Here is a 23,791-nt window from a genome sequence, read left to right as displayed (position 1 = left end):
AAATGAAGGACGGATTTTTTCGGATAGGCATCCTGCTGACGGCCCTGGTGCTGCTATTTTGCGCGACAGCGGCAAGCGCCGACGACAAACAGTCGCTGCTGCTTATTCTCACCAGCGGCGACACCCAGACCCAGGGCATGGCCCTGGTCTTGTCCAATGAGGCGCAGCGGCAGGAGGCCGAGGTACGGGTGCTGCTGTGCAGCGAGGCGGGAAAACTGGCCCTCAAGGAACATGAGGCGCCGACCCTCAAGCCGCGCGATGTTTCGCCCAAGCAGATGCTGGAGAACCTGATGCGGGGCGGTGCGAAGGTCGAGGTCTGTGCGCTGTTCCTGCCCAATCTAGGTAAGGCGCAAGAGGATCTGCTGGAAGGGGTGGGCGCCGCCAAGCCGCCGGAGATCACCAAGTTGCTGCTCGACAAGAAGGTGCGGCTGTTGAATTTTTAAAAAATCTAGTTTCCAGGGATAGACAGGATAAACAGGATAAAAACAGGACAAAATAAGATTCTGTCCATCCTGTATATCCTGTCTATTTGCCCAAAGGATTTTTTCAGGACAGGGCGCTCATCAGGTGGTCATGCCCAGCTCAAGCATGCCCAGGTTAAGAATCGCCAGGCCGAAGCCGATGAGAATCAGGCCGCTGACCAGGCGCACCGCCAGGGGATAGGCATTGACCAGGCGTATTTTCTGGCGCACGGCCTGGGAGGCATAGCCCGCCAGCAGCATGGGGAGGGCAAATCCCAGGGAGTAAAACGCCAGCAGCACCATGCCCGAAGCCACCGAGCCCTGGGTCGCCACCAGGGTCAGCACCCCGGACAGCATGGGGCCGACGCAGGGAATCCATACCAGCCCCAGGGTCAAGCCGAGCAGCAGACCCGACCAGCGGCCCTTGCCGCCGCTGCCGATGCGGCTGAAGAAATGCAGGTTCTTGAATAAGTTGATGCCGAACAGCATCAGCACGCCGAAGGCGATGATGAGTACGCCCGCCACCTTTTCGAACACCGGCATGGCCGGCGCGATTGCGCCGCCAAACACGGCCGTGGCGGCGCCCATGGCGATGAACCCCAGGCTCAGACCGAAAACGATGAGCAAAGGGCGATGCCGATGATCCTCGGCACTGCCCGTCATCACGATGGGGACCACCGGCAGCACACAGGGTGAGGCGATGCTCGCCAGACCCGCCATCACGGCCATGGCGGCGGAGGCCAGAGACAAATCCAGAGGCGTCATGGCGCTAATTGACGCTGTGAATCAGGTTGCGGATTTCCCCGGCGCTTTTGACGCCCGGCGCCAGACGCCCCAACTCGCGTCCGGACGCGTCGGCCAGCAGCAGGGCGGGCAGGCCGCGAATGCCGTACTGGCCGAAAAAGGGACGATCCTCGGGCACGGTGGTCTGGACATAACGTAGCGCCACGCGACCATCCAACTCCGCGCCCATACCGTCCAGAATCTGCGCCTGCATGATGCAGGGGCCGCCCGTGGGATCGAGGAAAAAGACCAGAACCTTGTCGATGTCCTGGGCGTTGGCGGGCACCAAGCCCGCGCTGCCGGAATTCTTGCCCTCGGAGCAACCGACGGCCACCAGACAAACCAGAACCAGGAATATTTTGCGCAACATCAGAACCTCCTCAAAAAAAAATATTTAAACCGCAATATATAGAATTACCCATAGAAGGTCAACCCCTCTTCCCACCAAGGCCAAGGACATGAACGGTCATTTCGACCTGCTCGCGCCCATCTACGACCGGCTGCTGGGCCCACCCAATCCCGCCGTGTGGCGCGCGCTGCTCAAGCTGCCTGTCCAGGGTTGCCTGCTCGATGCCGGCGGCGGCACCGGTCGGGTCTGCGCCGCGTTGGCCGATCAGGCGACGCAGACGGTGGTGTGCGATCTCTCGCGCAAAATGCTGCGCAAAACCACCCGGAAAGGACACCTGCTGCCGGTGCAGGCCGACGTCGCCCACCTGCCCTTCACCGACCATCATTTCCAGCGCATTGTCGTCGTCGACGCCCTCCACCATTTTCCCCACCAACAGGCCGCCGTGGCTGAACTGGTTCGCGTTCTCGCCCCCGGTGGGCGCCTGGTCATCGAAGAATTCGACATTGCGCGCCTGCCCATCAAGGCTCTCGCGTTGCTGGAACGCTTGCTGCTCATGGGCAGCTACTTTCCTCCCGTGGAGGAGATTGTTGCCATGATTGAGACGTGCGGGCTGCGTGGGGATATTCGGCGCGACGGGCTGGCGGTGCGGGTGGTTGTGGACAAATGACGCTTAGCAGCGTCACCACACTCACCGCAGAAGCCGGTAGTATTTTTACAAAACTTTGATAGCTTATTTATCAATGAAATTTCCGCCGCAACACGCCTCTGCCGCTGAAGGAGTGCCGCCATGCCGACCATCAACGAAGTCTGGGAGCAGGCCCTGCTCATCAATGCCAACCTGGCGACCCTGCACAATGATCAGGTGGATCTGAAAAACTGCTGCGCCCTCAGCAACCAGCGTCTTGCTGCCCTGGACGCCGGAAGCCACGAAACCAACGACTGGCTTGAGGATATCCGCCAGGTGCTGGGCGAGGGCTTCACGGCCATGGCGACGGGCATCAGCGGTGTGCAGGCGCGCCAGGACTTGGCCAATCAGCTGCTGCTGCATCTCAGCGAGCAGCAGCGTACGGTCATCTGCCTGCTTGAGCAGATCGCCGACAACACCTGTCAACTGGTCAACCAGGGCCAGCGCCAGACCCTCCTGCAGAACGGCATCCACGAGGGCATGCAGGCCGTGGCTCACATGTACGCCAGCGCCAACCCCGATGCCGCCCTGCACCACCAGCGCGCCGAAGAACAGCGGCGCAAGCTGGAAAAGTGCTGCCCGCCGCGACCGGTGGAAGATCCCTGTCGGCCCGCGCCCTGTGCGCGGCCGTCGGCCATCGACCTGCCTACGCCCAAAGAGTACGAGGGCTACCGCGCCGATCCGCCCAAGGTCAAGCGCCGCCCGCGCCAGGAAAAGTTGAAATAGGGCGCGACCCGGCCCTGGACCATTCACGCGGAGGCGCGCTGCAATCATGACTGTTCGCATTCGGGAAGCTGATTATGTCACCGCCGGCGGCACCACCTATCCGGTGCGCGCCGACCTGGTGCGCGGCCATCTGATGATCATCGCCTCGGGCGGCAGCATGGAGCTGGAGCCCTCCTTCGGCGACAGTCCCGACGCCCTCGACTCGGCCTATTCCATCGTTCAGTACGACCCCGGCCCCCTGGATCTGACCAGCAACGCGGGAAAGGTGCGCCAGCGCCTCAAGGACATGGTCGATGAAAGCGCCAACAACCGCATTATCGGCGTCGACGGCCATACCATCTGGTCCGACGGCACCACGGTGGAAACGACACCGGCCTATGCCCTGGGCGACACCCTCTTCTACGACACCTCCAATTCCAACGGTGCCGGCCGCTGGATCATCGGCATCAACGGCAACCAGGAATGCACGAACCCCACCGTGATCCTGTTTCACGAGCTGGCCCATTCGTTTCGCAATCACGGCCTCGGCAGCGTGGCCGACGAGGAACGGGAAGCCATCGAGGACGAGAACTGGCTGCGCGAGTCCCTGGGCCTGGTGCCGCGCGACCCCGAGCGGCTCGACGGCGGCGTCGGCTGTCCCGACGACGGCTGCTGCATCGTCGCCACCGTCGCCTGCGGTTCGCCCTACGCCGCCGACGTCAATCGCCTGCGCCGCCTGCGCGACGACGTCCTGCGCCGCTCGACCCTGGGGGCGCGCTTTTTCGATGCGCTGTTTCGCGAATACTATGCCTTCAGCGTGGAGATCGCGCGGATTCTGGTGCGCGACGCAGCGGCGCGCGGCCAGGTCGAGCAGTGGCTGGTGCGACCGTTGGTGGGCATTCTGGAGGTGATGAAGAACTATCGCCTGGCGCCTGGGGATTGGCAAGGCTTGGGGCGGGATCTCCTGGCGCTGCTGCGCGAGAGCCCGTTTGCCACCCCGGTACAGGCCCGGGAGGCGGGTCGCCTGCTGGAAGCGCTGGCCGCGGGCGAAACAGCGGATGAGAATGGCGGAGTGAGCGAGACGACTTGGCGCATCCGCGCCCTTCTCGCTTTTTGGCTGCCGCGCTCGCCCCATGTGCGGTGGGGCATTCTCGAACCTCTGCGCATCCATGGCGCGGCGTTGACGCGCTTTGCCGGCGAAAACGATGCCGAAACGGCGGGACTCTGGCTGTCCGAACAAATCGATGCCTGGCTGCGAAAGCTACCCCTGCACGCGCTGGGCGAACTGACACCAGCGCTCATCGATGAATTCGCCGCCGACCTGCTCAAGGAAGAGCGCGCCTACCAGGAATTGAGCGCGGCCTGGCGCGCCCGCTGCACCCCCGGCGATGCGCCCCTCGCCCCACCCCAACCCGGGAGCCTGCCATGATCAGCGCTCAGCACCCCCTGCGCCTGCGTGCCCCATCCGCGACCTTTCGCCATGCGGAGGACAAACTCGAGGTCGAGGTACTCCTCGTCAACGAGGAAGAGCGACCGCTCTTCGTCACCATCGGCATCCGCCAGATCCTCTATGACGCCCCCAGCCGCACCCTGAATTTGTGGCTCACCGATCACGCCCGTTCCGCCGAGGCGCCCCATGGGCGCTGCGGCACCATCAGCGTGCCCCGCACCCAGGTCATCGAGGCCGGGGCGCGCCATCCGCTGCATCTCGACGTGCCCCGCCGCCTCACCCGCCTGGTGCCCCATGAAGACAAGAGCTTTCACTTCGAAGATCTCGACCTGTCCCAGGCGCAACAGATCAACGTGCATGTCGGCTGTAGCGAAAAGCCCTTCTACTACAATCCCAAGGGACCGGCGGTTCTTGAGCAACTCAAGGCCTGGTGCGCGGTGGTGGAGGTCAGCGCCCACGCGGCCAAGCCGCCCAAGAAGGAAAAACCGGCGGGCCGGAAGAAATAAGGCGTGCTTTTTACAAGCTCTGGCTCGCAATATCCAGCGCTGATTTCCACTTGAGGCGGGCGCCCGCCTGGGCACAGATTTGATACATATCTTTTTTGCCGCTGGCCGCGCGGCGGGCGATATTGCGCAGTTCGCGTCTGAAATAGGCGCTATCGGCGATTCCCGGTCTGGGCACATAGTTCATGGCTTCACTGCAACGTTCCGCCCCCTGAACCATCTGCGCCGCCAATTCAAGAACCTTCGCGTTCATGCGCCACCTTGACGCGTCTTGAAATCCAAAAACGTTCTCCAGGATGATGCGCAGATCCTTTTGTTCCGATTCGCTCAGTTCCATGGTCCCCTCCTATTTTCTCAAGACGGCCGTTGCAAGAAAGGTTTGAAAATCATCAAATTTCATTCCTTGCGCGGCTATATGCAGGAAAAGCGTGTCGCGCCCCTGATCATGCACGGAGGCATAATGCCCAAAAGGCGGTGCCGGTGATTCATAAAAATAAATGATCACGTCGCCCCGTTCCATGCAAAGGACGGGGTTGGATTCACCGAAAATGTCCGCCCGCAATGCCATGGCCTCCTGCCAAATGGTCTCCTCCAGTGCTGACTCCGGTATAGAATCCTTGGGCGTTTTCACGAAAGGCAGTTGTCCGAATCGAGAGATGGAAATGCTGCTCTGCTCGGGAAAACCCTGAGGATGCCCTGGAAGGCGGAGATCCTCGGCGGACACGGGATCAAAGTGCAACACGCCGCCGTTTCGGGCGAACACCAGCAACCTGTCGCCGACAGTCGATATTCGTCGCACTTCGACAAAGGACTGAAAAAGAAAATTTTCCACCAGGATGTCGAAAAGACTTTCCTCCGACAGCTTTGGCCACTCGATGGGGTCTGCGACGCGTATGTGATTTGGTGAGGAATCTTCAGATGGGGATGCGGCGACGACGGGCAGGAGAAGGAGCAACGCCAGCGAACAACAAGTCAAGAAGACAATAAGAGTAAATTTTTTCACAGAACCCTCCCTTTAAAAACAATGAAAAGTCATTTTCCGGCGAACTATAGTCTGGCCTCTGGCAGAATGCAATTAGTAAACAGGGATGCTCTTTGTGCCTTGTTGTTTGGCCTGAATTTCCAGATTTGCTTATTTTTTTTGCTAGGGTTTAGGCAGCGTCCAACAACGAAGTCGTCCTTGTGTCGTCAATAATCGGATCCCAGAGCATGGACTCTCGACTTGCAATTATTCTGCGCGAACTTCGCCGACGCCTTCAGGAACTCTATGGTGAGCGCTTGGTGCGCTTCGTTTTCTTTGGCTCTCAGGCGCGCGGTGATGCTGACCTCGGCTCCGACATCGACGTCATGGTCATCCTGCAAGATACGGTTTCGCCAGGTCGCGAAATCACCAGGACGCATCCTCTCGTGGCAACGATGTGTTGCGCGGTGTGGCCTTGAACTAAAGTTGGGCCCGTAGGGGACTGCGGCGCGATTCGCTCCGGAGGTCAGATGAAAGAGAACAAAAGGTCGCCCGACAGCATCTCCCGCCATATGTGACAGCTTTGCCAAGTTTGACGGATTCCGCTGACGTATTTTCCCGTGTCACCCCCTCCTAGCTCTCACTTTCCCTTTTACCATCAACACCTTAACCAAAAGCTGTGCGGCGGCACGTTCATTGCCATTGGATATGTTGGATGGCTGTGCGTGCGCGAGGCGTTTCGCGCAAGACGCAGCACGTGAAGATTTCTAAACAGAAACCGGAGAAAAGGAAATGAAAATGAAACCCTGGATGTTGCTGAACACGTGTCTGGTCACCTTGTTCATGGTTGTTCTGGGCGGCTGCGCCGGCAAGGCGCCTGTCCCGGAAAAGCAGATCACCCTGGCCACCCAGTCGATTGTCCAAGCGGAAAGCTCTGGAGCGGTGGAGTTCGCCCCGGTGGAACTTAAAGCGGCGCGGGACAAATTGAGCCGGGCCAAACTTGCCATGGACAAGAAAGAAAACCTCGCGGCCAAGCGACTCGCCGATGAGGCCATGGTCGATGCCAACCTGGCGGAAGCCAAGGCGCGCTCCGCCAAGTCGCAAAAGATTGTGGCGGAATTGAAGGAAAGCATTCGCGTTTTGCGCGAAGAAATGAACCGCTAGGCCAAGTCCCTGAGTCGTTTACCGTCATTTTTTAAAAGGAGAACACCATGAAGTCGTTTTTATCCCCCTTAATGTTTCTGCTTGGGGTGTCAGTTGTTGGCATGCTGCTATCTGGTTGCAGCCCGACAGTCCGCGAAAATGCCTTGCTTGAACAGTCCCGATCGGCGTTTGCCGAAGCCCAGGCCAACCCTGATGTACAGAAGAATGCGCCAGTCGAACTGCAAAAAGCGAAAGGTGATCTGGATCGCGCGGATAGTTTGCTGCAAGGGGGCGCGGAGGCTTCGGAAGTGGAACACTTCGCCTATCTTGCCAAGCAACGTACCGCCATCGCCCGCGAAGTCTCCAACGTGAAACTGGCCGAGCAAGCCCTGGATGCGGCCAGCGCAGAGCGCAACACGGTCCTTCTGCAAGCCCGTACCCGGGAAGCGGAGCAGGCCCAGCAATTGGCCGAAGCGCAAAGAAGGAAAGCGACGATTTCCGGTGAGCAGGCAGATGCCGCCCGTCTCCAGGTCGGAGCAATGACTGCCGAAGCGGAAAGAGTCAGGGCCGAGTCCCTGGCCGCCGGCGAGCGAACGAAAAAGCTGGAAGCGCAGATCGCCGAGTTGCAGGCCACCAAATCGGAACGGGGTCTGGTCATCACTCTGGGTGATGTTCTGTTCGACGTCAACAAAAGCGAGCTCCGTTCAGGAGCGCAGTTCACCATCGACAAACTTGCTGCGTTCCTGGCCGAATATCCCACGCGCAATGTCTTGATTGAAGGCTTTACCGATAGCACCGGTGCCGTTGAACACAATCAGCGTCTGTCGGAACGCCGCGCCGATGCGGTGCGAAGTGCCCTCGCAGCCAAGGGGATCGACTCCCGCCGGCTCATGACCCGCGGTTATGGCGTCGCGTTTCCCGTTGCCGGTAACGAAACGGCCGAAGGCCGGCAGCGTAACCGGCGCGTCGAAGTCATCGTTTCGGATGTGGATGGGCGCATCCTGGATCGAAAGCATTGAAAATGCAGAAGGTTTGTGACTACTAGCGGCACCACCAAGACAACAACTAATTAAAGGAGGCACACTATGTTAGGAACGGTTTTGTTGATCATTCTGATCTTATTGCTCATCGGCGCCCTGCCGACCTGGGGCTACAGCAAAAGTTGGGGAGCCTATCCCAGTGGCGGCATCGGACTGATCCTCCTGATCGTGATCATCCTGTTGCTTACGGGGCGAATCTGAGTGGCCTTGAGGCATAAGAGCAATGCGAAGTTAACTGAATGAATTTTTTCAGATGCTCAAAAAAGACAAGGAGGAAGTAAAGGGGATTCTAAAACAATTTATTCCAAAAGCTCAGGGAGGAGAAAGGCTATGCGTCACTTGGAAAAAGGAAAGATTGGGTGGATTTTACTTTGGCTCCTGGGAGTCCCGATCCCGGTTCTACTGGTGTTTTTTCTCCTGCGTGGGTGCACCTGATACAGATTTTTAGCGCTAAATACTGCCGCCGTTAATGGCCTGCAGTTCAACACTAAGGGGATAGAGCATGAGCAAAGACAAGACATCGCGTCACGCTGAGAAACGCACAAAGGATAGGGGTTCGGCACGCAGAGGAGACTCATTGACGGCTGACGGCGGCGAGTTGCACCAGATCGCCGGAGGGGAGCACCCTGCGCTTACCACGAACCAGGGCGTGGCAATTTCCGATAACCAAAATTCGCTCAAAGCGAACCCGCGCGGGCCGACGCTGCTGGAGGATTTCATCCTTCGCGAAAAAATCACCCACTTCGATCATGAGCGGATTCCAGAGCGTATCGTTCACGCCCGAGGGACGGGCGTGCATGGGTTCTTCGAGCTGACCGAGTCGTTGGAACAGTACACCACCGCCAAAATACTCACCGAGGTCGGCGAGAAAACCCCCTTGTTCACGCGTATATCGACCGTCGCCGGCGGCTCGGGTTCGATCGACACGCCGCGCGACGTGCGCGGTTTCGCTGTCAAGTTTTATACCAAGGAAGGCAACTGGGACCTGGTCGGCAACAACATCCCGGTGTTCTTTATCCAGGATGCCATCAAATTCCCCGACCTTGTCCATGCCGTAAAAATGGAACCCGACCGCGGCTTTCCGCAAGCGGCGACTGCCCACGACACCTTCTGGGACTACATTTCGCTCACGCCGGAATCGATGCACATGGTGATGTGGATCATGTCCGATCGTACCATTCCGCGTTCGCTGCGGATGATCGAGGGCTTCGGGGTGCATAGTTTTCGACTGATTAACGATGCGGGCGAGTCGACCTTCGTCAAATTCCACTGGCGCCCCAAGCTCGGCTTGCAGTCCACCATCTGGGACGAGACCGTCAAGATTGCCGGAGCCGATCCGGACTTCCACCGCCGCGACATGTTCGAAGCCATTGAATCGGGTAATTTTCCCGAGTGGGAACTCGCGGTTCAGTTGTTCACCCAGGAGGAAGCGGACACGTTTCCGTTCGATCATCTGGACTCCACCAAGCTGATCCCCGAAGAGTTGGTGCCCCTGAAAGTGATCGGTCGCATGGTGCTGGATCGCTGGCCGGATAATTTCTTCGCTGAGACCGAACAGGTTGCTTACTGCCCAGGCAATATCGTTCCGGGCATCGATTTCTCAAACGATCCCCTGTTGCAAGGCCGTTTGTTCTCCTATATCGACACGCAACTCTCGCGCCTGGGCTCACCCAACTTTCATCAGATCCCGATCAACGCGCCCAAGTGCCCGTTCGGCAATCATCAGCGCGACGGACACATGCAGATGGGGCAACCGGGGGGCCGTGTTGCCTATGAGCCAAATTCCCTGTCAGAAAACTCACCACGCGAAACGCCGGCCAAGGGCTTTCACAGCGCAAACATCTTTGAGAAGGGGGATAAAGGCCGCATCCGTCCCGAGAGTTTTGCCGACCACTACAGCCAGGCCAGACAGTTTTATATCAGCCAAACCGCACATGAACAGGCGCATCTTGCTTCAGCTTTAGTGTTTGAGCTCTCCAAAGTCGAACATGTTCACGTGCGGGAAGCAATGGTCGGTCATCTGCGACATATCGATGAAGATCTCGCCTGCCGGGTCGCCGCGGGTCTTGCAATGGGCAAGATGCCGGATGCGCCCGAGGCTGCCGCGCCTGTGCAGGAGTTGGAACCTTCGCCCGCGTTGCAACTCATCGGCAAAATGAAAGACACGCTCATGGGGCGCGCTGTCGGCATCCTGGTCGCGGATGGTTCCGACGGCGCCATCATCAAAAGTATTAAAAAGGCCGCTACCGATGCGGGTGCCACCGTGAAGATCGTCGCTCCCAAGGTGGGGGGCACGAAGCTTGCCGATGGCGCGATGCTAGCGGCTGACGGGCAATTAGCGGGTATGCCGTCCGTGCTGTTCGACGCCGTCGCCGTGATTCTCTCCGACGAAGGCGCACAGATGCTGTCGAAAGAAAGCGCCGCGATCGATTTCGTGCGCGATGCGTTCGGTCATCTCAAGGCAATCGCCGTCGACAAGGGCGCCCAGGCGCTCTTGAAAACAGCGAATGTTGGACAAGATGCGGGCGTCGTTGATGCCAACAACAAAGACGCCTTTATTGCCGCGGCCAAGACCCGCCAATGGGACCGGGAAAAGTCTGTGCGGACATTGGCATAACAATCGTCAAGGAAAGGAGGCGGACGTTGCAGCGACGGGAACCAAGTCGAAAGTGACGTTAAGTGCGGATCATTTTGAGGACTCTGAGCTGCTGGTCCCGTGCTACCGCCTGAAGGAAGCGGGCGCCGATGTCACGCTAGCCTCACTGAAACGCGGCACCATCACCGGCAAAAAGGGGTATGAGGTGACCGTGGACAAGTCATTTGGCGAGGTTCACCCCGCGATGACTATGCAATTCTGGTCCTGGCCGGGGGGAAGGCGCCGGCAGTAAACCGGTAGCCGCCATCTGTCACCGGCCGCAGATATTGATCAGCGCCGGTGCCTTGAAGGGTATGCGGGCCACCTGCTACCTGTCGGTGGCTGATGAGCTGAAAGAGGCCGGCGCGCGCTACGGCTTCGACCATGAGGGGGGGCGTCGATGGGGATGTCTTCAAGCTGGATTCCGCTCTCATTTCCGCTCGGCACTTTAGACAAGGGAGAGGCGACGGCCGCCTATTGTAACAGCTTCTATCGCGCAAGTATTGCGACGAGCATTTTGAAACAATAAGGGTTCGACTGCGTCTGCAACGTCCCGGGCAGCTGGCAAGCCTGGAAGAATGCGAGGTACCCGGTCGAAAAGGAGATCAAGAAGGAGAAGGGTTGAGTGCTGGGGCAACTTTGGCAAAGCGCTGCTACTGCCCATGAAAAGGAGAGCAAGAGAATGACCACGATTACGACGAAAGACGGTACGCAGATCTATTACAAGGACTGGGGTCGTGGGCAGCCCGTGGTTTTCAGCCATGGCTGGCCGCTGAGCGCGGACGCCTGGGAAGACCAGATGCTGTTTCTGGCCGCACGCGGATTCCGCTGCATAGCCTATGATCGCCGCGGCCACGGACGATCCAGTCAACCCTGGGATGGCAACGACATGGACACCTACGCCGCCGACCTCGCGGAACTCGTCAAAGTGCTCGACCTGAATAACGCGATTCATGTCGGCCACTCCACGGGCGGCGGCGAAGTTGCCCGCTATATCGGCAGCTTTGGTACAAAACGTGTCGCCAAGGCCGTGCTGATCGCCTCGGTGACGCCACTGATGCTGAAGACGGCTGCCAATCCCGATGGCTTGCCGATTGAAGAGTTCGACCAGATTCGTGCCGGCGTACTCGCCGACCGCTCGCAGTTTTTCAAGGATCTCACCTCGCCGTTTTATGGCGCCAACAGAGAGGGCGCCAAGGTCTCGCAAGGGCTGCGGGATTCGTTCTGGCTCCAGGGGATGCAGGCCGGTTTCAAAGCTGTGGTCGATTGCATCAAGGCATTTTCCGAGACGGACTTCACGGATGATCTCAAGAAGTTCGACGTACCGACACTGATCATGCATGGCGACGATGACCAAATCGTACCGCTCGCTGCCTCGGCCCTGCTCTCGGCTAAGATCCTCAAGGGTTCAAAATCAATAATCTACGCGGGAGCCCCGCACGGCCTATGCTCGACCCACAAAGACCGTGTCAACGAAGATCTGTTTGCTTTTATTAAAACGTAGGCGAGTAAGGGGGAAAAACACCATGGCATACACTGCAAAATACTTCCCCATCGTTTGCGTCGGAGGTTCAGCTGGTGGCCTCGATGCCTATATTCGTTTATTAAAGCATCTGCCGGCCGATATGGGCGTGGCCATCGTCATCGTCAATCATCTGAGAAGCGTCGCCACCCTGCTCCACAAAATTCTCCCGCAGTACACGGAAATGCCGGTGGAATTGATCACGGAAAGATTGGACATCGAACCCAACCATGTGTTCGTCATCCCGGAAAATCGAGATTTGCACGTCCTTGACGGAGAATTTCGTCTTAAACCGATATCAAAGCCCAGGGGATGGCCTGACGTGATTACGGTTTTTATGCGTTCCCTGACAGAGAACTGGGATGGCAAACTTATTGCCATCATTGTTTCCGGCCTTGATGGTGATGGTTCCGCAGCGTTGCCCGGGATAAAAGAGGTCGGCGGTATTACCTTTGCGCAGAAGCCCGAAACCGCCGGGGAACCGGATATGCCTGAGAGCGCAATAGCAAGCGGGTATATCGATTTTATCCTTTCACCTGAGAACATCGCGAAAGAAATTGTACGAATTGCGCACGAAGGCTGAAGGGTGACTGATGGACTTGAAAAGCGGATATCCGTTCTGGGCGGTCAAGAATGGCCTGATGTATGCCTTCCAGAAGCTTGACGCCGACCTGCGTTGCGATGTGGCGGTGGTGGGTGCCGGCATCACCGGCGCGCTGATCGCGGATGAATTGGCCGGCCATGGTCACGATGTCGTTGTGCTCGATCAGCGCGACGTCTGTTGGGGCAGCACAGCGGCCAGCACCGCCTTGCTGCAGTATGAAATCGATACCCACGCGATCGATCTCGCCAAGCGCTACGACCAGGCCTCAGCGCTGCTGGCGTATCAATCCAGCTTGCGCGCGATCAGCACGGTCGGCGCGGTCGCCCATGGGGTCGGCGATGTCGATTTCGCCGAGTGTGACAGCCTGTACTACGCCAGCAATCGCGCTGATCATCCGCGCCTGGCCGACGAATTTGCCTGGCGGAAACAGCACGGTTTTCCGGTGCGCTGGCTGAGCCGCGCAGCACTCAAGGACGCGTACGGACTGACTGCGCCGGCCGCCATCCTCAGTTCAGTAGCGGCGCGAGTCGATCCCTACCGGCTCGCCTCACGACTGCTGCGCAGGATGCAGCGACAGGGCACGCGCGTGTTCGATCGCACGCAGGTGAAAACCATCACGGCAACGACGCGTTCGGTCCAGCTCACCACCGCCCAGGACCTGTCGATCAAGGCGAAGTACGCTGTGATTGCCGGCGGCTACGAATCGCAATGCTGGTTGCGCCGGCGCGTTGCACAGAACCTCAGCAGCTACGCCTACATCAGCGATCCCGTCGATCCTGCCGAGATGGGCTGGTTGGCAAACACACTGCTCTGGGAGTCCTCACGGCCGTATCTGTATCTGCGCAGCACCGGCGATGGACGGCTGTTGGTGGGTGGTGAAGACGATGATCGCGACATTCCGGCGCGCCGGGATCGGTTGGTCGACCGCAAGGCCGCGACTCTGCAGCGTAAGGTCGCCAAGTTGTTTCCGCACCTTCAGGCGCAACCGGCGTTCGCCTGGGCGGGCACCTTTGCTGAAACCAGCGACGGGCTGCCCCTGTTCGGTCGTCATCCGCAGTACGGGCCGCGCGTCCTGTTCGCGCTGGCCTACGGTGGCAACGGCATCACCTACAGCATGCTCGGCGCGGAATTGCTGCGCGCGCAGATTGAACGCCGCCCGCATCCATTGACCACGCTGTTTTCCTTCGATCGGCTGGGATGAAGCGTCCACCGGAAGATCGCTGCTAACCATACGGGGGAACAATCTGATGACATACTGTGTCGGCGTAATGCTGGAAAACGGCCTGGTCTTCGCCTCGGATTCACGCACCAATGCCGGAATCGACAACTTTGCCAGTTTCTGCAAAATGAGTCTGTTCGAGCGGGGCGGAGACCGGGTTATTGTCCTGCTGAGCTCGGGCAATCTCGGCGGCACCCAGGCCGTCATCAGCATTCTCAGGCAAAACGGGAAGCACCCTGACTGCCCCAACCTGTGGAACACTGAATCCATGTTTGACGCCGCATTGCTGGTTTCGGATGCCATGCGCTTAGTGGACAAGCGCGACGGCGAGCACTTGACAAAAGATAACACCGGCTTTTACGCCTCTTTCATTCTCGGCGGCCAGATCAGGGGGGAACCGCCACGTCTCTTTCGCCTTTATGCCGAAGGCAATTTTATCGAGGCAGAAGACCAGACTCCCTATTTTCAGACCGGTGAAACCAAATATGGGAAGCCGATCATTGACTGGGTGATAACCCGCTCAACCAGCCTCAATGACGCCGCGAAATGTGTCCTTGTGTCTTTCGAATCGACGATGCGCAGCAATCTGTCCGTCGGCATGCCCATCGACCTGATCTGCTACAAACTCGACAGCCTCGCAGTCACCATGCGCCGGCGCTTCGAACCGGGCGATGTCTATTTCACAACACTGGGCAAAAAGTGGATTGCAGGCACCCGTGAAGTCTTCACACAGTTGCCCGCCCTGGAGTGGTAGCCTTGTCGGCTGGAAGGAGGCTACATGTCTCAAATAAATAGCCTGACCTCGGCAGCGACGGCTCTGATCATTACCTGCGAGCATGGCGGCAACCAGGTTCCCGCGCCCTATCACCATTTGTTCCGTGACTGTGGCCCATTGCTGGAAAGCCATCGCGGCTTCGACCCGGGGGCCTTGGTGATGGCCAGGGCACTGGCCGGAAATTTCGGCGCGCCCCTGCTGTCCTCGACGATAAGTCGTCTGGTGGTGGATCTGAATCGCTCCATCGGTCATCGAAACCTGCATATGGAAGCGATTCGCAAGCTGTCTGCCGCAACTCGGCAAAAGATAATAGAACTTTATTATCAACCCTATCGAACGGAAGCCGAGAGACTTGTTGCCCGCGGGATTGCCCGGTGCGGCAGAGTCATTCACATTTCCTGCCACAGTTTCACCAACAACCTCAATGGCGTGGTCCGCGACGCGGACATCGGCCTGCTCTATGACCCATCCCGACCCGGAGAAAGCGCCCTGTGCGCGAACTGGAAATCCGCGCTCAAGGCTTCTGCCCCCGATCTGGTCGTACGACGCAACTTTCCCTATAAGGGCCGCGACGATGGTTTAACCCCAGCGCTGAGGAGGAAATTCCCGTCCGACGCCTATCTGGGCATCGAGCTGGAACTCAACCAGAAAAATCTTCTGCCCCCCGCAAGGCAATGGAAGACCCTGCGGGAGTCGATCATCACCTCTTTGGATACAGCACTCGGTGGCTGTTCGATGACAGTCCAACCCGCCAAACAGCACGGCGCAGGGCTCGCACTATGAAAATCCGCATTGGCTACGAACTGGTATTTAACTGCCCCCAACCGACCCCGATGATCCTCATGCTGAAGGTGCACTCCACCCGCGTCGCGGATCTGCTTGTTCCCGACCATGTGGTTGCAGACCCACCGATCCCTATTTCCGACTTTCACGACAGCTACGGGAACCGTTGCTCCCGCCTCGTCGCTCCCGCAGGCACCCTGCGTCTCTCCACGGACGCCGTTATTAACGATAGCGGGTTGCCTGATGCAATGAATCTGCAGGCAAGGAAAACCCCGGTTGAACAACTCCCAGGCGAGACCCTGCAATACCTGCTCGGCAGCAGGTACTGCGCAACAGACCCACTGGTAGATACAGCCTGGCGACTCTTCGGCAATCATGTCACAGGCTGGTCTCAAGTCCAGGCAATATGCGATTACGTTCATCACCATATTGAGTTTGGCTACCAGTATGCGCGAAACACAAAAACCGCGTGGGAAGTTTTTCAGGACAAACAGGGTGTGTGCCGCGATTATGCGCATCTCGCCATCACCCTGTGTCGCTGCCTGAACATCCCCGCCCGCTACTGCACCGGCTACCTGGGCGACATAGGCATGCCCCCGCCCTACGCAGAAATGGATTTCGCTGCCTGGTTTGAAGCCTACCTCGACGGCCGGTGGTATGCATTTGACCCGCGCAACAACACGCGCCGCATCGGGCGTATTCTTATTGCCCGCGGCCGCGATGCCACTGATGTCGCCATCAGCACAGCTTTTGGACCCAACAGCCTGGACTATTTCAAGGTGCACACTGGCGAGATCCGTGAGAGCTGATCCAGGCCATTGGCATAGAAGTGACCCGGAGCCCCGGCGTTTTCCAAATTCTTAGCACACCCTTTTTCAGGCCGGCTGGGAGATCAATGACTGAGAGACAAAATCTATGTTTTGGACTATCGCAATCACTGCGCTGGCCACCAGCCTGATCCTGGTGTTGTTAAAGAACTTCAAGACGCCTGAAAAGGTGGTGGAGCGCAGGTTCGAGCATCACCACGCTGTCTCCGACTCGCAGTTTCGGCGCGAGATGTCCGTCCTGATGGGTCCGACGATTGTGCACGGCAATCGTGTGACCGCGCTGCACAACGGCAACGAGATTTTTCCGGCTATGCTGCAGGCCATTCGCTCCGCGCAGACGTCGATCACGTTCGAGACCTTCATTTATTGGTCTGGTGATATTGGTGAAGAGTTCGCACAAGCGCTCTCTGAACGGGCCCGAGCGGGCGTCCCGGTTAACGTCATCATCGACTGGGTGGGCAGCGATAAGATGGAACAGTCGCTGCTGGATTCGATGCAGGCGGCCGGTGTGCAGTTGCATCAATATCGGCCGCTGCACTGGTACAACGTCGGCCGCATGAACAACCGCACCCATCGCAAACTGCTCGTGATCGATGGCTGCATCGGGTTCACCGGAGGGGTAGGCATTGCGGACCATTGGACTGGCGACGGTGGTGATCCCGAACACTGGCGCGACACGCACTATCGGGTTGAAGGGCCCGTCGTGGCGCAGTTGCAAGCGGCTTTCAACGACAATTGGATCAAGACCACCGGTCGCGTGCTGAACGGCCCGAGCTACTTCCCGCCCCTGCAAAAGATGGGCGAGGTCGACGCACACGTGTTTGTCGCCTCGCCCTCTGGCGGCAGCGAGAGCATGCACCTGATGTATCTGCTGGCTATCGCGGCGGCCGAGTCAACAATCGACCTGGCGGCGTCCTACTTTGTGCCCGACAGGCTGTTGATCGAGGCCTTGATCGCTGCCCGTGATCGCGATGTTCGCGTGCGCATCCTGTTGCCTGGACCGCACATAGATTCGTTTACCGTCAAGATCGCCTCCAAGGCCGACTGGGGCGAGTTGCTGCAGGCAGGTGTAGAGATTCACGTCTATCAGCCGACCATGCTGCATACCAAGCTGCTGGTCATCGATGCCGAGTTTGTTTCGGTTGGGTCAACCAACTTCGACATGCGTTCGATTCGGCTCAATGACGAAGCGAGTCTGAATATCTACAGCAGCGACTTCGCCACTCAGATGACAGCGGTGTTCGAGGCCGACCTGCTGGCGGCTGAGTCGTATTCCCTTGCCCGCTGGAAGAGCCGTCCGTTGCGCGAAAAGGTTTCTGAAAAGGTACTGCTGCCAATCAGGTCGCAGCTCTGATTAAAGATAACACATTTTACATGATCACAATTAATCACTATGATTCAATCAGAATCGATAAGCGCTAAGAAGCTTATATCACAGAAGTAAGGGGAGATCAGTCATGGCACAAACAAAAACCAAAGTGCTTACTGCACACGTCCCACTGCCGATGGCCGAGAAGGTCGATCAGATCGCCGCTCGACTTGAGCGCTCACGTGGCTGGATCATAAAGCAGGCATTGTCGGCGTGGATCGACCAAGAAGAGGAACGCAGCCGTCTTACGCGAGAGGCATTGGCTGACGTGGATGCCGGTCGCGTCATCGACCACCAGGCCGTGCAAGCCTGGGCCGAAAGCCTGGATACCGACACCCCGTTGCCCGTGCCGCGCTGATGGAACTGAAGTGGACAGACAAGGCGGTCTCCGACACGGCGAGGCTTTATGAGTTTCTGGCCCCGGTGAACAGGGGCGCGGCTGCGCGCACTGTTCAGGCGCTAACCGCCACTCCGACCAGCCTTTTGTCCAACCCGCGCATCGGCGAAAAGTTTGAAGAATTCGAGCCGCGTGAGGTTCGCCGAATTCTCGTCGGGCACTATGAGATGCGCTACGAAATTCAGGAAGCCACGATCTACGTGCTACGTCTATGGCATACGCGCGAGGATAGATAGTATGGCTTTACCACCAACCGATGGAGAATCCCATCCCGGAACAGATAGGCCCACGATGATTTCAGTAAGACCCGTCGTTTCGGGCCCAGATATTCAAAAGGTGAGTATTATCCCTCCTGCTTAGGGTTTGAGACCCACCATCTGGTATTGTTTGGAAACCGCCTCTCGTTCTGATCTGCGGTTGTAATGCGGGGTTGTGAGGTGCGGGGGAGATTGGTTCCCAGGTGGCAGACCGGGCGGGTTACTGTCGGCCAGGGGATTGGAGAAGACCCCGCCACAGAGAGAAGGCCCTCCCCTCCAAGGTGGAGAGATAATTCCCGAGACAGGCGGGTGTAGCGATTGTGTTCACTCAAGCCGCTGCTTCAACTGAAGCGCTCACTTACACTCCTCAGGTTTTCCCCGGGGGGCTCTCGGGAACCTCCTTGTTTGCGGACGGCGAGTGCTCCTCGATCTCCTCAGTCTTTCCGGCGAACAGTGCGCGGGTTTTGAACGCATTGACGGTCATGGCAATCGCCGCCACCTCTTCCATTTCCGCTTTCGTTGCCCCAGCCTGCCTCGCAACTGCGAGGCCGAAGTCCGTTCAGGGATCACAACCGGCGGCAAGTGCTGCTCCCAAGGCGACCAGTTGTTTGGTTTTATGGTCGAGGACGCCGGGGGCCAAGGCGGCCTCCATGAACTCCTGAAACTTATTCAGCGGATCTGCCATGTCGCGCTCCTCGCAAGGGGTATTGGGCGATGCCCCGGCCGTCGGGCCTTTTTTCATGGTGACGCAATACAAATCGCGCGGAAGACTTCCCTCCTCCAGGCGGTCAACTCCCAGGATGGTATAGCCCTTGGCCAGTCCTCGGATCTTTTCCGTGGTGAAGAAGTGGACGACGAAGTCGCCGATCTGGTAGATATCCTCGCCCAGATGTGTACCAACCCGGTAATGCTTGTCTCGCTCGCTGCGCACAGAATAGACGGCAAGGCCGCCAGGCCGCAACACTCGGAGAATCTCGCCGAGGATGAAGTCAATCTCTGCGGTCGATAGCTCCATGCACAGCAGCATGTGGGAGAAGCAGGCATCAAAGGAGGCATCGGGGAAGGGGAGTCCTTGCCTGACATCGTGAGCCTGGGAGACGACCATCGATGACACACCGGCCGTTGCAGCCTTCTCCAGGGTGGTGGCCACGGCGGCATCCGAATAGTCCAGTGCCGTTACGTGAAGACCATTGCGCGCGAAAAAAATGGTATCTCGTCCCTGGCCGCATCCAAGCTCCAGCACCGCGCGCACAGCCTCGTGCCGGAACAGTTCCAGGGACTTTTTCGCAAAGTCACTGGGCTCCTGTCCGAAGAATGCTATCTCCTCTATGAACACCTTGTTCCATTGGGATTTCTGTTTGGTTTTCGGTCTCTTTTCTGACGTCATGTGTTGGCAGCCTCGCTGTCAGAGAGTTTACAGCTTGAGACTCAAATGTCACCAATTGTTGAAGTGGGAAGAGATGAAATGTTGAATTTTTGACCTCCATTTGTGTGTTCGGCGAGGGGCATTTGCCCTGACGATTTTTTTGAAAGCCCCCCTCGTTTCGAAAGCGTGGAAATCTGAAAAGTCGCTTGTTTTGAGCCCAGGTTGTGTATTCCTGTCGGTTGGGTGCTTTTTTTCGCAAGATTTACGGCAACACGCATTAAATCGGAGTCTGTTAGTCCTTGCGCGAAGTCAATATCCATCAAAACGGACAGGCTTTTTGTTGGAGGTCATAGAGTGGGCCCTTAAGCAGACGAACAACAATAAATCCTCTGCCGCCCGGTTGCTGAAGGCCTCCCGCAAGCTGTTTTATTGATTCTGACCTCCCTGCGAACCACCAACTGTCCCCATCGGGACAACATGTCCCCTGCCGGACAATTCTTTTTTGTTGAATTCATCTAACTTAATGAAATCACACAGTCTACATATCTGGCATGGATTTCGCGCTATCTATGTGCGTTAGCCAATTATCGGACGATGGTGTCCGGATTTGGACAAGCCCGTATTGCAGGAGGATGTTAACCCTGCAAGCGGTCCATTTAGGGACAGCTTGTCCGAAACAGGACAATCAGTCTCCATTGCCCAAGATTAGCTTGCTGGAATTATTGAAATCTAACCTTTGGCACAGTTTTCGCTTTCACTATACTTTGCAGCGGATACACCGCGACAGGTGCCGAACTGACCGAGTTCTGCAAGGGACAGATCGCAACATACAAGATCCCGAAATACTGGAAGTTTGTTGATGCATTTCCCACCACAGTGACCGGAAAGATACGCAAGGTGGAGATGCGGGAGATTTCAGTCAATGAACTGGGACTGAATCTGAAGGAGAACGAAGGGAACCTTGAAATTTTGGACGAGTAGCTGGGCTGGATGGTTTTTCCTTCATCAACCGGGAAAAGTAAGGGATGCGGCTGGAGTTGATCAAGCTGCTTCGGGGAGCGAATGGCAGGTGGCCTGATGGAGACCTGCACAGCAGTCCTGTCCGACGGTCGGGTCAATCCAGCAGGGCGAGAAACAGGCATTTATCCAAGACTTTCAGTTGCTTTTCATTTTTTGGGGTCGGAAATCCAAAAAATAGGGGATACCCATGCGATATTTCAAGCAGTTGACCGTATTATCACTGTATTTATGTATCAGCTTGCTTGCTGCCTGCGGTGGCGACTCTCCGGAATTACTCAGCCTCGATGAACAGTATATTAACGCCGTTGACGACGCCCGCATCGCCGAACCACACGAAATATCTTACAGCCTGACTCCGATTAACAACGAGAACCCCGATCTGATCTGGGAGAACGATGAGGTGGGGTCACGCATATTGGTTGTGACCTGGCTGGGCGATGCCGGAGAGTACTACAAATGCACCAACCCTGATGGCTGTAGTGGTAACACCTCGTGCATCGAGGGGGGCGAATGCCCAAACTATAGATTCGACTCCTGGGTGACGGTGGTACCTGAGATGAAAACCTTTTTCGGCGATATCGTGCCGGAACCGCTGCGTGTTGCCCAGTTGTTGGGGTTGCCTCCTGAAGTGGCCGTTGCAGGCAGTTCGAGGGAGTACAAATACATGTTGGAAATGTGGGTTTCTCCACAAGACCTCTTTCGCCCCTGCCCTGATCCGGAAATTTTTGATACCGCCTGCGAACTAAATTTCCCAACCGATCCGTTACATATGCATGATCCGAATGATCAGGTCATGGCCACTGCCGGGCCGGACTACGGGGTTTTTATGGTTTATCCCGATTGGTTCGCTCATCAGGCTAACTACTCGTACACCCTGAATGATTTCCCCTACCCCTGGACGCGGCTCGGTTATACCTACGACTGGGGGAGCAGCAATCCTGTCGGCTTAAGTGAGTTTGTCCTGCACGGCAGAAAGGTCGATGGCTCGACCATCTCCGTGGGGATCAAGTCGGTCAAGACGACGGCTGAATACTTTATGGAGTAAGCGCTTTATATCTGATTTGATGCTTTCAAAAAAAACCCGTACAAAACCAGCGGTCTGCTGCTCAATTCCCATGCTTTTGAACAGGAAGTTGTTGACTATTTCGCGCCCCGGTTTGGTTTCGACGACGGTCATTGGGGCTTTGTCACCGCTAGCGGCACTGACGGCAACAACCACGGCATGTACTTCGGCAAAAAGGTCTTACAGGCCCAGTCCGACCTGCCGCCCATCGCCTACGTTTCAGAAGAGGCCCATTACTCCATCAAGAAGTTGGCCGACGTACAGTTTATTTCCTCCCAGTCATTGCACAATTGACCAGTATTTGTGGTCGTATTATGGAGGTCTGAACAGGTGACAATTCTGCTGTTGTGCATCGGCCTGCTCGTCCTGGGTTACTTTACCTACGGCAAGGTGGTTGAGCGGGTATTCGGCCCGGATCCGAACCGCCCGACGCCCTGTTCCAGCATGGCCGACGGGGTGGACTACGCCTCGATGCCGACATGGAAGGTCTTTTTCATCCAGCTTTTGGACATCGCCGGGGTTGGACCGATCTTTGGGCCGATCCTGGGCGCTTTGTACGGCCCGGTAGCTCTGGTCTGGATCGTCGTTGGCGCAATTTTCGCGGGCGCTGTGCACGATTACTTCAGCGGTATGCTTTCGGTACGTAACAGGGGAGCGTCCATTCCGGACGTGGTGGGCGGCTTTCTGGGCCTGAACGCCCGCAGGGTGATGCGTTTCTTTTCCCTGTTGCTGCTGCTGCTCGTGGGCGTGGTGTTTGTTCTCAGCCCGGCCGAGCTATTAAGTAACCTCACAGGTCTGAACGTCCAGTTTCTGGTAGTCTGCATCTTCGGCTACTACTTCCTGGCCACCATCCTACCCATCGATAAGCTTATCGGCCGCTTGTACCCATTTTTCGGAGCGCTCCTGATGTTTATGACCCTGGGCGTGCTTGTGGGCATGGCCCTGGGTGATGCCCCGGTTCTGCCGAACTTGGACGTGACGGTGAACACGCACCCACAAGGCCTGCCCATCTGGCCGTTGCTTTTTGTTACCCTGTCGTGCGGGGCCATCAGCGGTTTTCACTCCACCCAGTCCCCGCTCATGGCCCGCTGCATTCGTAATGAATCCAGCGGACGCCTGGTGTTTTACGGGGCCATGATCGCCGAGGGGATTGTCGCCCTGGTCTGGGCCGCAGCCGGAATGAGTCTGTTCTATGGACCGGACGCTTTATTTCAGGTCATTCAAAGCGGCACGCCTTCTCTGGCAGTAGACCAGATCTGCCGGACCCTGCTCGGTCCGGTGGGTGGATTTCTCGCCATCCTGGGCGTGATTATTCTGCCCATCACATCCGGGGACACGGCCTTTCGATCCAGTCGCTTGATCCTGGCGGAAACATTCAACCTGTCCCAGGTCCGGCCAGCCAAAAGACTGTTGCTGGCAATTCCGCTGTTTGTCTTGGCCTTCATCATCAGTACCCAGGATTTTGATCTCATTTGGCGTTATTTCGGCTGGAGTAACCAGGCTCTGGCCATGCTGGTTCTTTGGACCGCCGCGATTTATCTGCGACAAAGCGACAAGTTTCATTGGATCGCAACGATTCCGGCCATGTTCATGACCGCAGTGACCGTTTCTTTTATTCTCCAGGCAACCATAGGGTTCAATCTCTCTCCCGAGTTTTCCAACCCGGTTGGCGTGGCTGCGGCGGTATTGGCCCTGGTTGTTCTGCTGCGGGTCAAGCCGTTCACCTCGCACACGCCATGAATAGCGACTTAATCGCCCCACTTGGGGTTTTTGAACGAACTGTCGACAAAGGACTTTTTCAATACTCAGTATACTGACCATCCAGAGGGTCTGCTGGCATTTTTCTTGTTCTTCCCTCTCAATGACCTGCAAGT

Annotated in this window: 26 protein-coding genes and 3 pseudogenes; 24 read left to right on the top strand and 5 right to left on the bottom strand. The window is 57.4% G+C overall.

Annotation, left to right across the window (positions count from 1 at the left end; genetic code table 11):
* Positions 1 to 2 precede the first annotated feature (2 nt).
* A complete protein-coding gene (locus tag GFER_RS03445; RefSeq protein ID WP_052445913.1) occupies positions 3 to 443 on the top strand; it encodes a DsrE family protein in 441 nt (146 codons plus the stop codon).
* Positions 444 to 563: 120 nt separating this feature from the next.
* Here GFER_RS03445 and GFER_RS03440 read toward each other — a convergent pair whose 3' ends face one another.
* Positions 564 to 1,226 carry a cytochrome c biogenesis CcdA family protein gene (locus tag GFER_RS03440; RefSeq protein ID WP_052445912.1) on the bottom strand — a complete coding sequence of 221 codons (663 nt, stop codon included), beginning with the start codon at positions 1,224 to 1,226 and terminating at the stop codon, positions 564 to 566.
* A 4-nt stretch (positions 1,227 to 1,230) separates the two neighbouring features.
* Positions 1,231 to 1,614 (bottom strand): thioredoxin family protein, encoded by a 384-nt coding sequence (locus GFER_RS03435; protein ID WP_040096070.1) that lies wholly within the window; start codon positions 1,612 to 1,614, stop codon positions 1,231 to 1,233.
* A gap of 88 nt (positions 1,615 to 1,702) precedes the next feature.
* On the opposite strand from GFER_RS03435, the gene GFER_RS03430 reads away from it, so the two are divergent.
* The 4 genes from GFER_RS03430 to GFER_RS03415 all read left to right on the top strand — a co-directional run bounded on the left by GFER_RS03430 (position 1,703) and on the right by GFER_RS03415 (position 4,939).
* On the top strand, positions 1,703 to 2,260 hold the full coding sequence (locus tag GFER_RS03430) for a class I SAM-dependent methyltransferase (RefSeq protein WP_052445911.1): 558 nt from the start codon (positions 1,703 to 1,705) through the stop codon (positions 2,258 to 2,260).
* A gap of 120 nt (positions 2,261 to 2,380) precedes the next feature.
* Positions 2,381 to 3,004, top strand: coding sequence for a hypothetical protein (locus GFER_RS03425; protein ID WP_040096068.1), 624 nt, complete (start codon positions 2,381 to 2,383; stop codon positions 3,002 to 3,004).
* 46 nt (positions 3,005 to 3,050) lie between these two features.
* Positions 3,051 to 4,412 (top strand): CFI-box-CTERM domain-containing protein, encoded by a 1,362-nt coding sequence (locus GFER_RS03420; protein ID WP_040096067.1) that lies wholly within the window; start codon positions 3,051 to 3,053, stop codon positions 4,410 to 4,412.
* On the top strand, positions 4,409 to 4,939 hold the full coding sequence (locus tag GFER_RS03415; RefSeq protein WP_040096066.1) for a hypothetical protein: 531 nt from the start codon (positions 4,409 to 4,411) through the stop codon (positions 4,937 to 4,939). Before GFER_RS03420 ends, GFER_RS03415 begins: the two co-directional genes overlap by 4 nt.
* Before the next feature lie 10 nt (positions 4,940 to 4,949).
* On the opposite strand, the gene GFER_RS03410 is transcribed toward GFER_RS03415, so the two are convergent.
* Together GFER_RS03410 and GFER_RS03405 are read right to left on the bottom strand one after the other, a co-directional pair.
* Positions 4,950 to 5,273: a hypothetical protein gene (locus GFER_RS03410; protein WP_040096065.1), complete on the bottom strand. Its 324-nt coding sequence runs from the start codon at positions 5,271 to 5,273 to the stop codon at positions 4,950 to 4,952.
* A gap of 9 nt (positions 5,274 to 5,282) precedes the next feature.
* Complete coding sequence (locus GFER_RS03405; RefSeq protein WP_040096063.1) at positions 5,283 to 5,939, bottom strand: hypothetical protein; 657 nt, start codon at positions 5,937 to 5,939, stop codon at positions 5,283 to 5,285.
* Positions 5,940 to 6,145: 206 nt separating this feature from the next.
* On the opposite strand from GFER_RS03405, the gene GFER_RS03400 reads away from it, so the two are divergent.
* The 15 genes and pseudogenes from GFER_RS03400 to GFER_RS03335 all read left to right on the top strand — a co-directional run bounded on the left by GFER_RS03400 (position 6,146) and on the right by GFER_RS03335 (position 18,447).
* Entirely contained in the window at positions 6,146 to 6,376 is a 231-nt protein-coding gene (locus tag GFER_RS03400; protein ID WP_052445910.1) for a nucleotidyltransferase domain-containing protein, read from the top strand.
* Between the two features lie 319 nt (positions 6,377 to 6,695).
* On the top strand, positions 6,696 to 7,061 hold the full coding sequence (locus tag GFER_RS03395) for a DUF4398 domain-containing protein (RefSeq protein ID WP_040096061.1): 366 nt from the start codon (positions 6,696 to 6,698) through the stop codon (positions 7,059 to 7,061).
* Between the two features lie 47 nt (positions 7,062 to 7,108).
* Positions 7,109 to 8,059 (top strand): OmpA family protein, encoded by a 951-nt coding sequence (locus tag GFER_RS03390; RefSeq protein ID WP_074669495.1) that lies wholly within the window; start codon positions 7,109 to 7,111, stop codon positions 8,057 to 8,059.
* Positions 8,060 to 8,125: 66 nt separating this feature from the next.
* Entirely contained in the window at positions 8,126 to 8,281 is a 156-nt protein-coding gene (locus GFER_RS18115; protein WP_074669494.1) for a DUF3309 family protein, read from the top strand.
* Positions 8,282 to 8,669: 388 nt separating this feature from the next.
* Positions 8,670 to 10,697: pseudogene (locus GFER_RS03385) on the top strand (catalase); the annotation flags it as partial.
* A 52-nt stretch (positions 10,698 to 10,749) separates the two neighbouring features.
* Positions 10,750 to 11,089: pseudogene (locus GFER_RS19680) on the top strand (DJ-1/PfpI family protein); the annotation flags it as partial.
* A gap of 308 nt (positions 11,090 to 11,397) precedes the next feature.
* A complete protein-coding gene (locus GFER_RS03375; RefSeq protein ID WP_040096053.1) occupies positions 11,398 to 12,219 on the top strand; it encodes an alpha/beta fold hydrolase in 822 nt (273 codons plus the stop codon).
* Between the two features lie 22 nt (positions 12,220 to 12,241).
* Positions 12,242 to 12,820 (top strand): chemotaxis protein CheB, encoded by a 579-nt coding sequence (locus GFER_RS03370; protein WP_040096052.1) that lies wholly within the window; start codon positions 12,242 to 12,244, stop codon positions 12,818 to 12,820.
* A gap of 10 nt (positions 12,821 to 12,830) precedes the next feature.
* The gene (locus GFER_RS03365; protein ID WP_040096051.1) at positions 12,831 to 14,042 is read left to right on the top strand and encodes an NAD(P)/FAD-dependent oxidoreductase; all 1,212 of its coding nucleotides are present in this window, start codon (positions 12,831 to 12,833) and stop codon (positions 14,040 to 14,042) included.
* 46 nt (positions 14,043 to 14,088) lie between these two features.
* Positions 14,089 to 14,814, top strand: coding sequence for a peptidase (locus GFER_RS03360; RefSeq protein WP_040096047.1), 726 nt, complete (start codon positions 14,089 to 14,091; stop codon positions 14,812 to 14,814).
* Between the two features lie 24 nt (positions 14,815 to 14,838).
* Entirely contained in the window at positions 14,839 to 15,618 is a 780-nt protein-coding gene (locus GFER_RS03355) for an N-formylglutamate amidohydrolase (protein ID WP_052445907.1), read from the top strand.
* Positions 15,615 to 16,427 carry a transglutaminase-like domain-containing protein gene (locus GFER_RS03350; protein ID WP_040096046.1) on the top strand — a complete coding sequence of 271 codons (813 nt, stop codon included), beginning with the start codon at positions 15,615 to 15,617 and terminating at the stop codon, positions 16,425 to 16,427. Before GFER_RS03355 ends, GFER_RS03350 begins: the two co-directional genes overlap by 4 nt.
* Positions 16,428 to 16,533: 106 nt before the next feature.
* The gene (locus GFER_RS03345) at positions 16,534 to 17,799 is read left to right on the top strand and encodes a phospholipase D-like domain-containing protein (RefSeq protein ID WP_040096045.1); all 1,266 of its coding nucleotides are present in this window, start codon (positions 16,534 to 16,536) and stop codon (positions 17,797 to 17,799) included.
* Between the two features lie 103 nt (positions 17,800 to 17,902).
* Complete coding sequence (locus GFER_RS03340) at positions 17,903 to 18,172, top strand: CopG family ribbon-helix-helix protein (RefSeq protein WP_040096041.1); 270 nt, start codon at positions 17,903 to 17,905, stop codon at positions 18,170 to 18,172.
* Positions 18,172 to 18,447, top strand: coding sequence for a type II toxin-antitoxin system RelE/ParE family toxin (locus GFER_RS03335; RefSeq protein ID WP_139172025.1), 276 nt, complete (start codon positions 18,172 to 18,174; stop codon positions 18,445 to 18,447). Before GFER_RS03340 ends, GFER_RS03335 begins: the two co-directional genes overlap by 1 nt.
* A gap of 388 nt (positions 18,448 to 18,835) precedes the next feature.
* On the opposite strand, the gene mduS is transcribed toward GFER_RS03335, so the two are convergent.
* Entirely contained in the window at positions 18,836 to 19,855 is a 1,020-nt protein-coding gene (gene mduS / locus GFER_RS03330) for a methyltransferase domain-containing selenoprotein MduS (RefSeq protein WP_341844890.1), read from the bottom strand.
* A 723-nt stretch (positions 19,856 to 20,578) separates the two neighbouring features.
* On the opposite strand from mduS, the pseudogene GFER_RS19675 reads away from it, so the two are divergent.
* The 4 genes and pseudogenes from GFER_RS19675 to GFER_RS03320 form a co-directional block, all read left to right on the top strand.
* Positions 20,579 to 20,815, top strand: a pseudogene (locus GFER_RS19675) (AMP-binding enzyme); the annotation flags it as partial.
* A 226-nt stretch (positions 20,816 to 21,041) separates the two neighbouring features.
* Complete coding sequence (locus GFER_RS03325; RefSeq protein WP_052445906.1) at positions 21,042 to 21,899, top strand: hypothetical protein; 858 nt, start codon at positions 21,042 to 21,044, stop codon at positions 21,897 to 21,899.
* 177 nt (positions 21,900 to 22,076) lie between these two features.
* The gene (locus GFER_RS19480; RefSeq protein WP_268746190.1) at positions 22,077 to 22,211 is read left to right on the top strand and encodes a hypothetical protein; all 135 of its coding nucleotides are present in this window, start codon (positions 22,077 to 22,079) and stop codon (positions 22,209 to 22,211) included.
* Positions 22,212 to 22,247: 36 nt separating this feature from the next.
* Positions 22,248 to 23,657: a carbon starvation CstA family protein gene (locus tag GFER_RS03320; RefSeq protein ID WP_040096033.1), complete on the top strand. Its 1,410-nt coding sequence runs from the start codon at positions 22,248 to 22,250 to the stop codon at positions 23,655 to 23,657.
* Positions 23,658 to 23,791 lie beyond the last annotated feature (134 nt).

Source organism: Geoalkalibacter ferrihydriticus DSM 17813, assembly GCF_000820505.1.
Classification (GTDB): Bacteria; Desulfobacterota; Desulfuromonadia; order Desulfuromonadales; family Geoalkalibacteraceae; genus Geoalkalibacter; species Geoalkalibacter ferrihydriticus.
Note: the sequence above shows the minus strand (reverse complement) of the source record. Positions and strands in the feature narration are given on the sequence as shown.

What these genes read in the sequence shown, in the direction of transcription:
- GFER_RS03400 (WP_052445910.1), top strand. Translation starts at nt 6,146, where the DNA reads ATGGACTCTCGACTTGCAATTATTCTGCGCGAACTTCGCCGACGCCTT.
- GFER_RS03420 (WP_040096067.1), top strand. Translation starts at nt 3,051, where the DNA reads ATGACTGTTCGCATTCGGGAAGCTGATTATGTCACCGCCGGCGGCACC.
- GFER_RS03360 (WP_040096047.1), top strand. Translation starts at nt 14,089, where the DNA reads ATGACATACTGTGTCGGCGTAATGCTGGAAAACGGCCTGGTCTTCGCC.
- GFER_RS03365 (WP_040096051.1), top strand. Translation starts at nt 12,831, where the DNA reads ATGGACTTGAAAAGCGGATATCCGTTCTGGGCGGTCAAGAATGGCCTG.
- GFER_RS03410 (WP_040096065.1), bottom strand. Translation starts at nt 5,273, where the DNA reads ATGGAACTGAGCGAATCGGAACAAAAGGATCTGCGCATCATCCTGGAG.
- GFER_RS03415 (WP_040096066.1), top strand. Translation starts at nt 4,409, where the DNA reads ATGATCAGCGCTCAGCACCCCCTGCGCCTGCGTGCCCCATCCGCGACC.
- GFER_RS03370 (WP_040096052.1), top strand. Translation starts at nt 12,242, where the DNA reads ATGGCATACACTGCAAAATACTTCCCCATCGTTTGCGTCGGAGGTTCA.
- GFER_RS03395 (WP_040096061.1), top strand. Translation starts at nt 6,696, where the DNA reads ATGAAACCCTGGATGTTGCTGAACACGTGTCTGGTCACCTTGTTCATG.
- GFER_RS03350 (WP_040096046.1), top strand. Translation starts at nt 15,615, where the DNA reads ATGAAAATCCGCATTGGCTACGAACTGGTATTTAACTGCCCCCAACCG.
- GFER_RS03375 (WP_040096053.1), top strand. Translation starts at nt 11,398, where the DNA reads ATGACCACGATTACGACGAAAGACGGTACGCAGATCTATTACAAGGAC.
- GFER_RS18115 (WP_074669494.1), top strand. Translation starts at nt 8,126, where the DNA reads ATGTTAGGAACGGTTTTGTTGATCATTCTGATCTTATTGCTCATCGGC.
- GFER_RS03425 (WP_040096068.1), top strand. Translation starts at nt 2,381, where the DNA reads ATGCCGACCATCAACGAAGTCTGGGAGCAGGCCCTGCTCATCAATGCC.
- GFER_RS03335 (WP_139172025.1), top strand. Translation starts at nt 18,172, where the DNA reads ATGGAACTGAAGTGGACAGACAAGGCGGTCTCCGACACGGCGAGGCTT.
- GFER_RS03390 (WP_074669495.1), top strand. Translation starts at nt 7,109, where the DNA reads ATGAAGTCGTTTTTATCCCCCTTAATGTTTCTGCTTGGGGTGTCAGTT.
- GFER_RS19480 (WP_268746190.1), top strand. Translation starts at nt 22,077, where the DNA reads ATGTACTTCGGCAAAAAGGTCTTACAGGCCCAGTCCGACCTGCCGCCC.
- GFER_RS03340 (WP_040096041.1), top strand. Translation starts at nt 17,903, where the DNA reads ATGGCACAAACAAAAACCAAAGTGCTTACTGCACACGTCCCACTGCCG.
- GFER_RS03435 (WP_040096070.1), bottom strand. Translation starts at nt 1,614, where the DNA reads ATGTTGCGCAAAATATTCCTGGTTCTGGTTTGTCTGGTGGCCGTCGGT.
- GFER_RS03325 (WP_052445906.1), top strand. Translation starts at nt 21,042, where the DNA reads ATGCGATATTTCAAGCAGTTGACCGTATTATCACTGTATTTATGTATC.
- GFER_RS03440 (WP_052445912.1), bottom strand. Translation starts at nt 1,226, where the DNA reads ATGACGCCTCTGGATTTGTCTCTGGCCTCCGCCGCCATGGCCGTGATG.
- GFER_RS03345 (WP_040096045.1), top strand. Translation starts at nt 16,534, where the DNA reads ATGTTTTGGACTATCGCAATCACTGCGCTGGCCACCAGCCTGATCCTG.
- GFER_RS03430 (WP_052445911.1), top strand. Translation starts at nt 1,703, where the DNA reads ATGAACGGTCATTTCGACCTGCTCGCGCCCATCTACGACCGGCTGCTG.
- GFER_RS03445 (WP_052445913.1), top strand. Translation starts at nt 3, where the DNA reads ATGAAGGACGGATTTTTTCGGATAGGCATCCTGCTGACGGCCCTGGTG.
- GFER_RS03355 (WP_052445907.1), top strand. Translation starts at nt 14,839, where the DNA reads ATGTCTCAAATAAATAGCCTGACCTCGGCAGCGACGGCTCTGATCATT.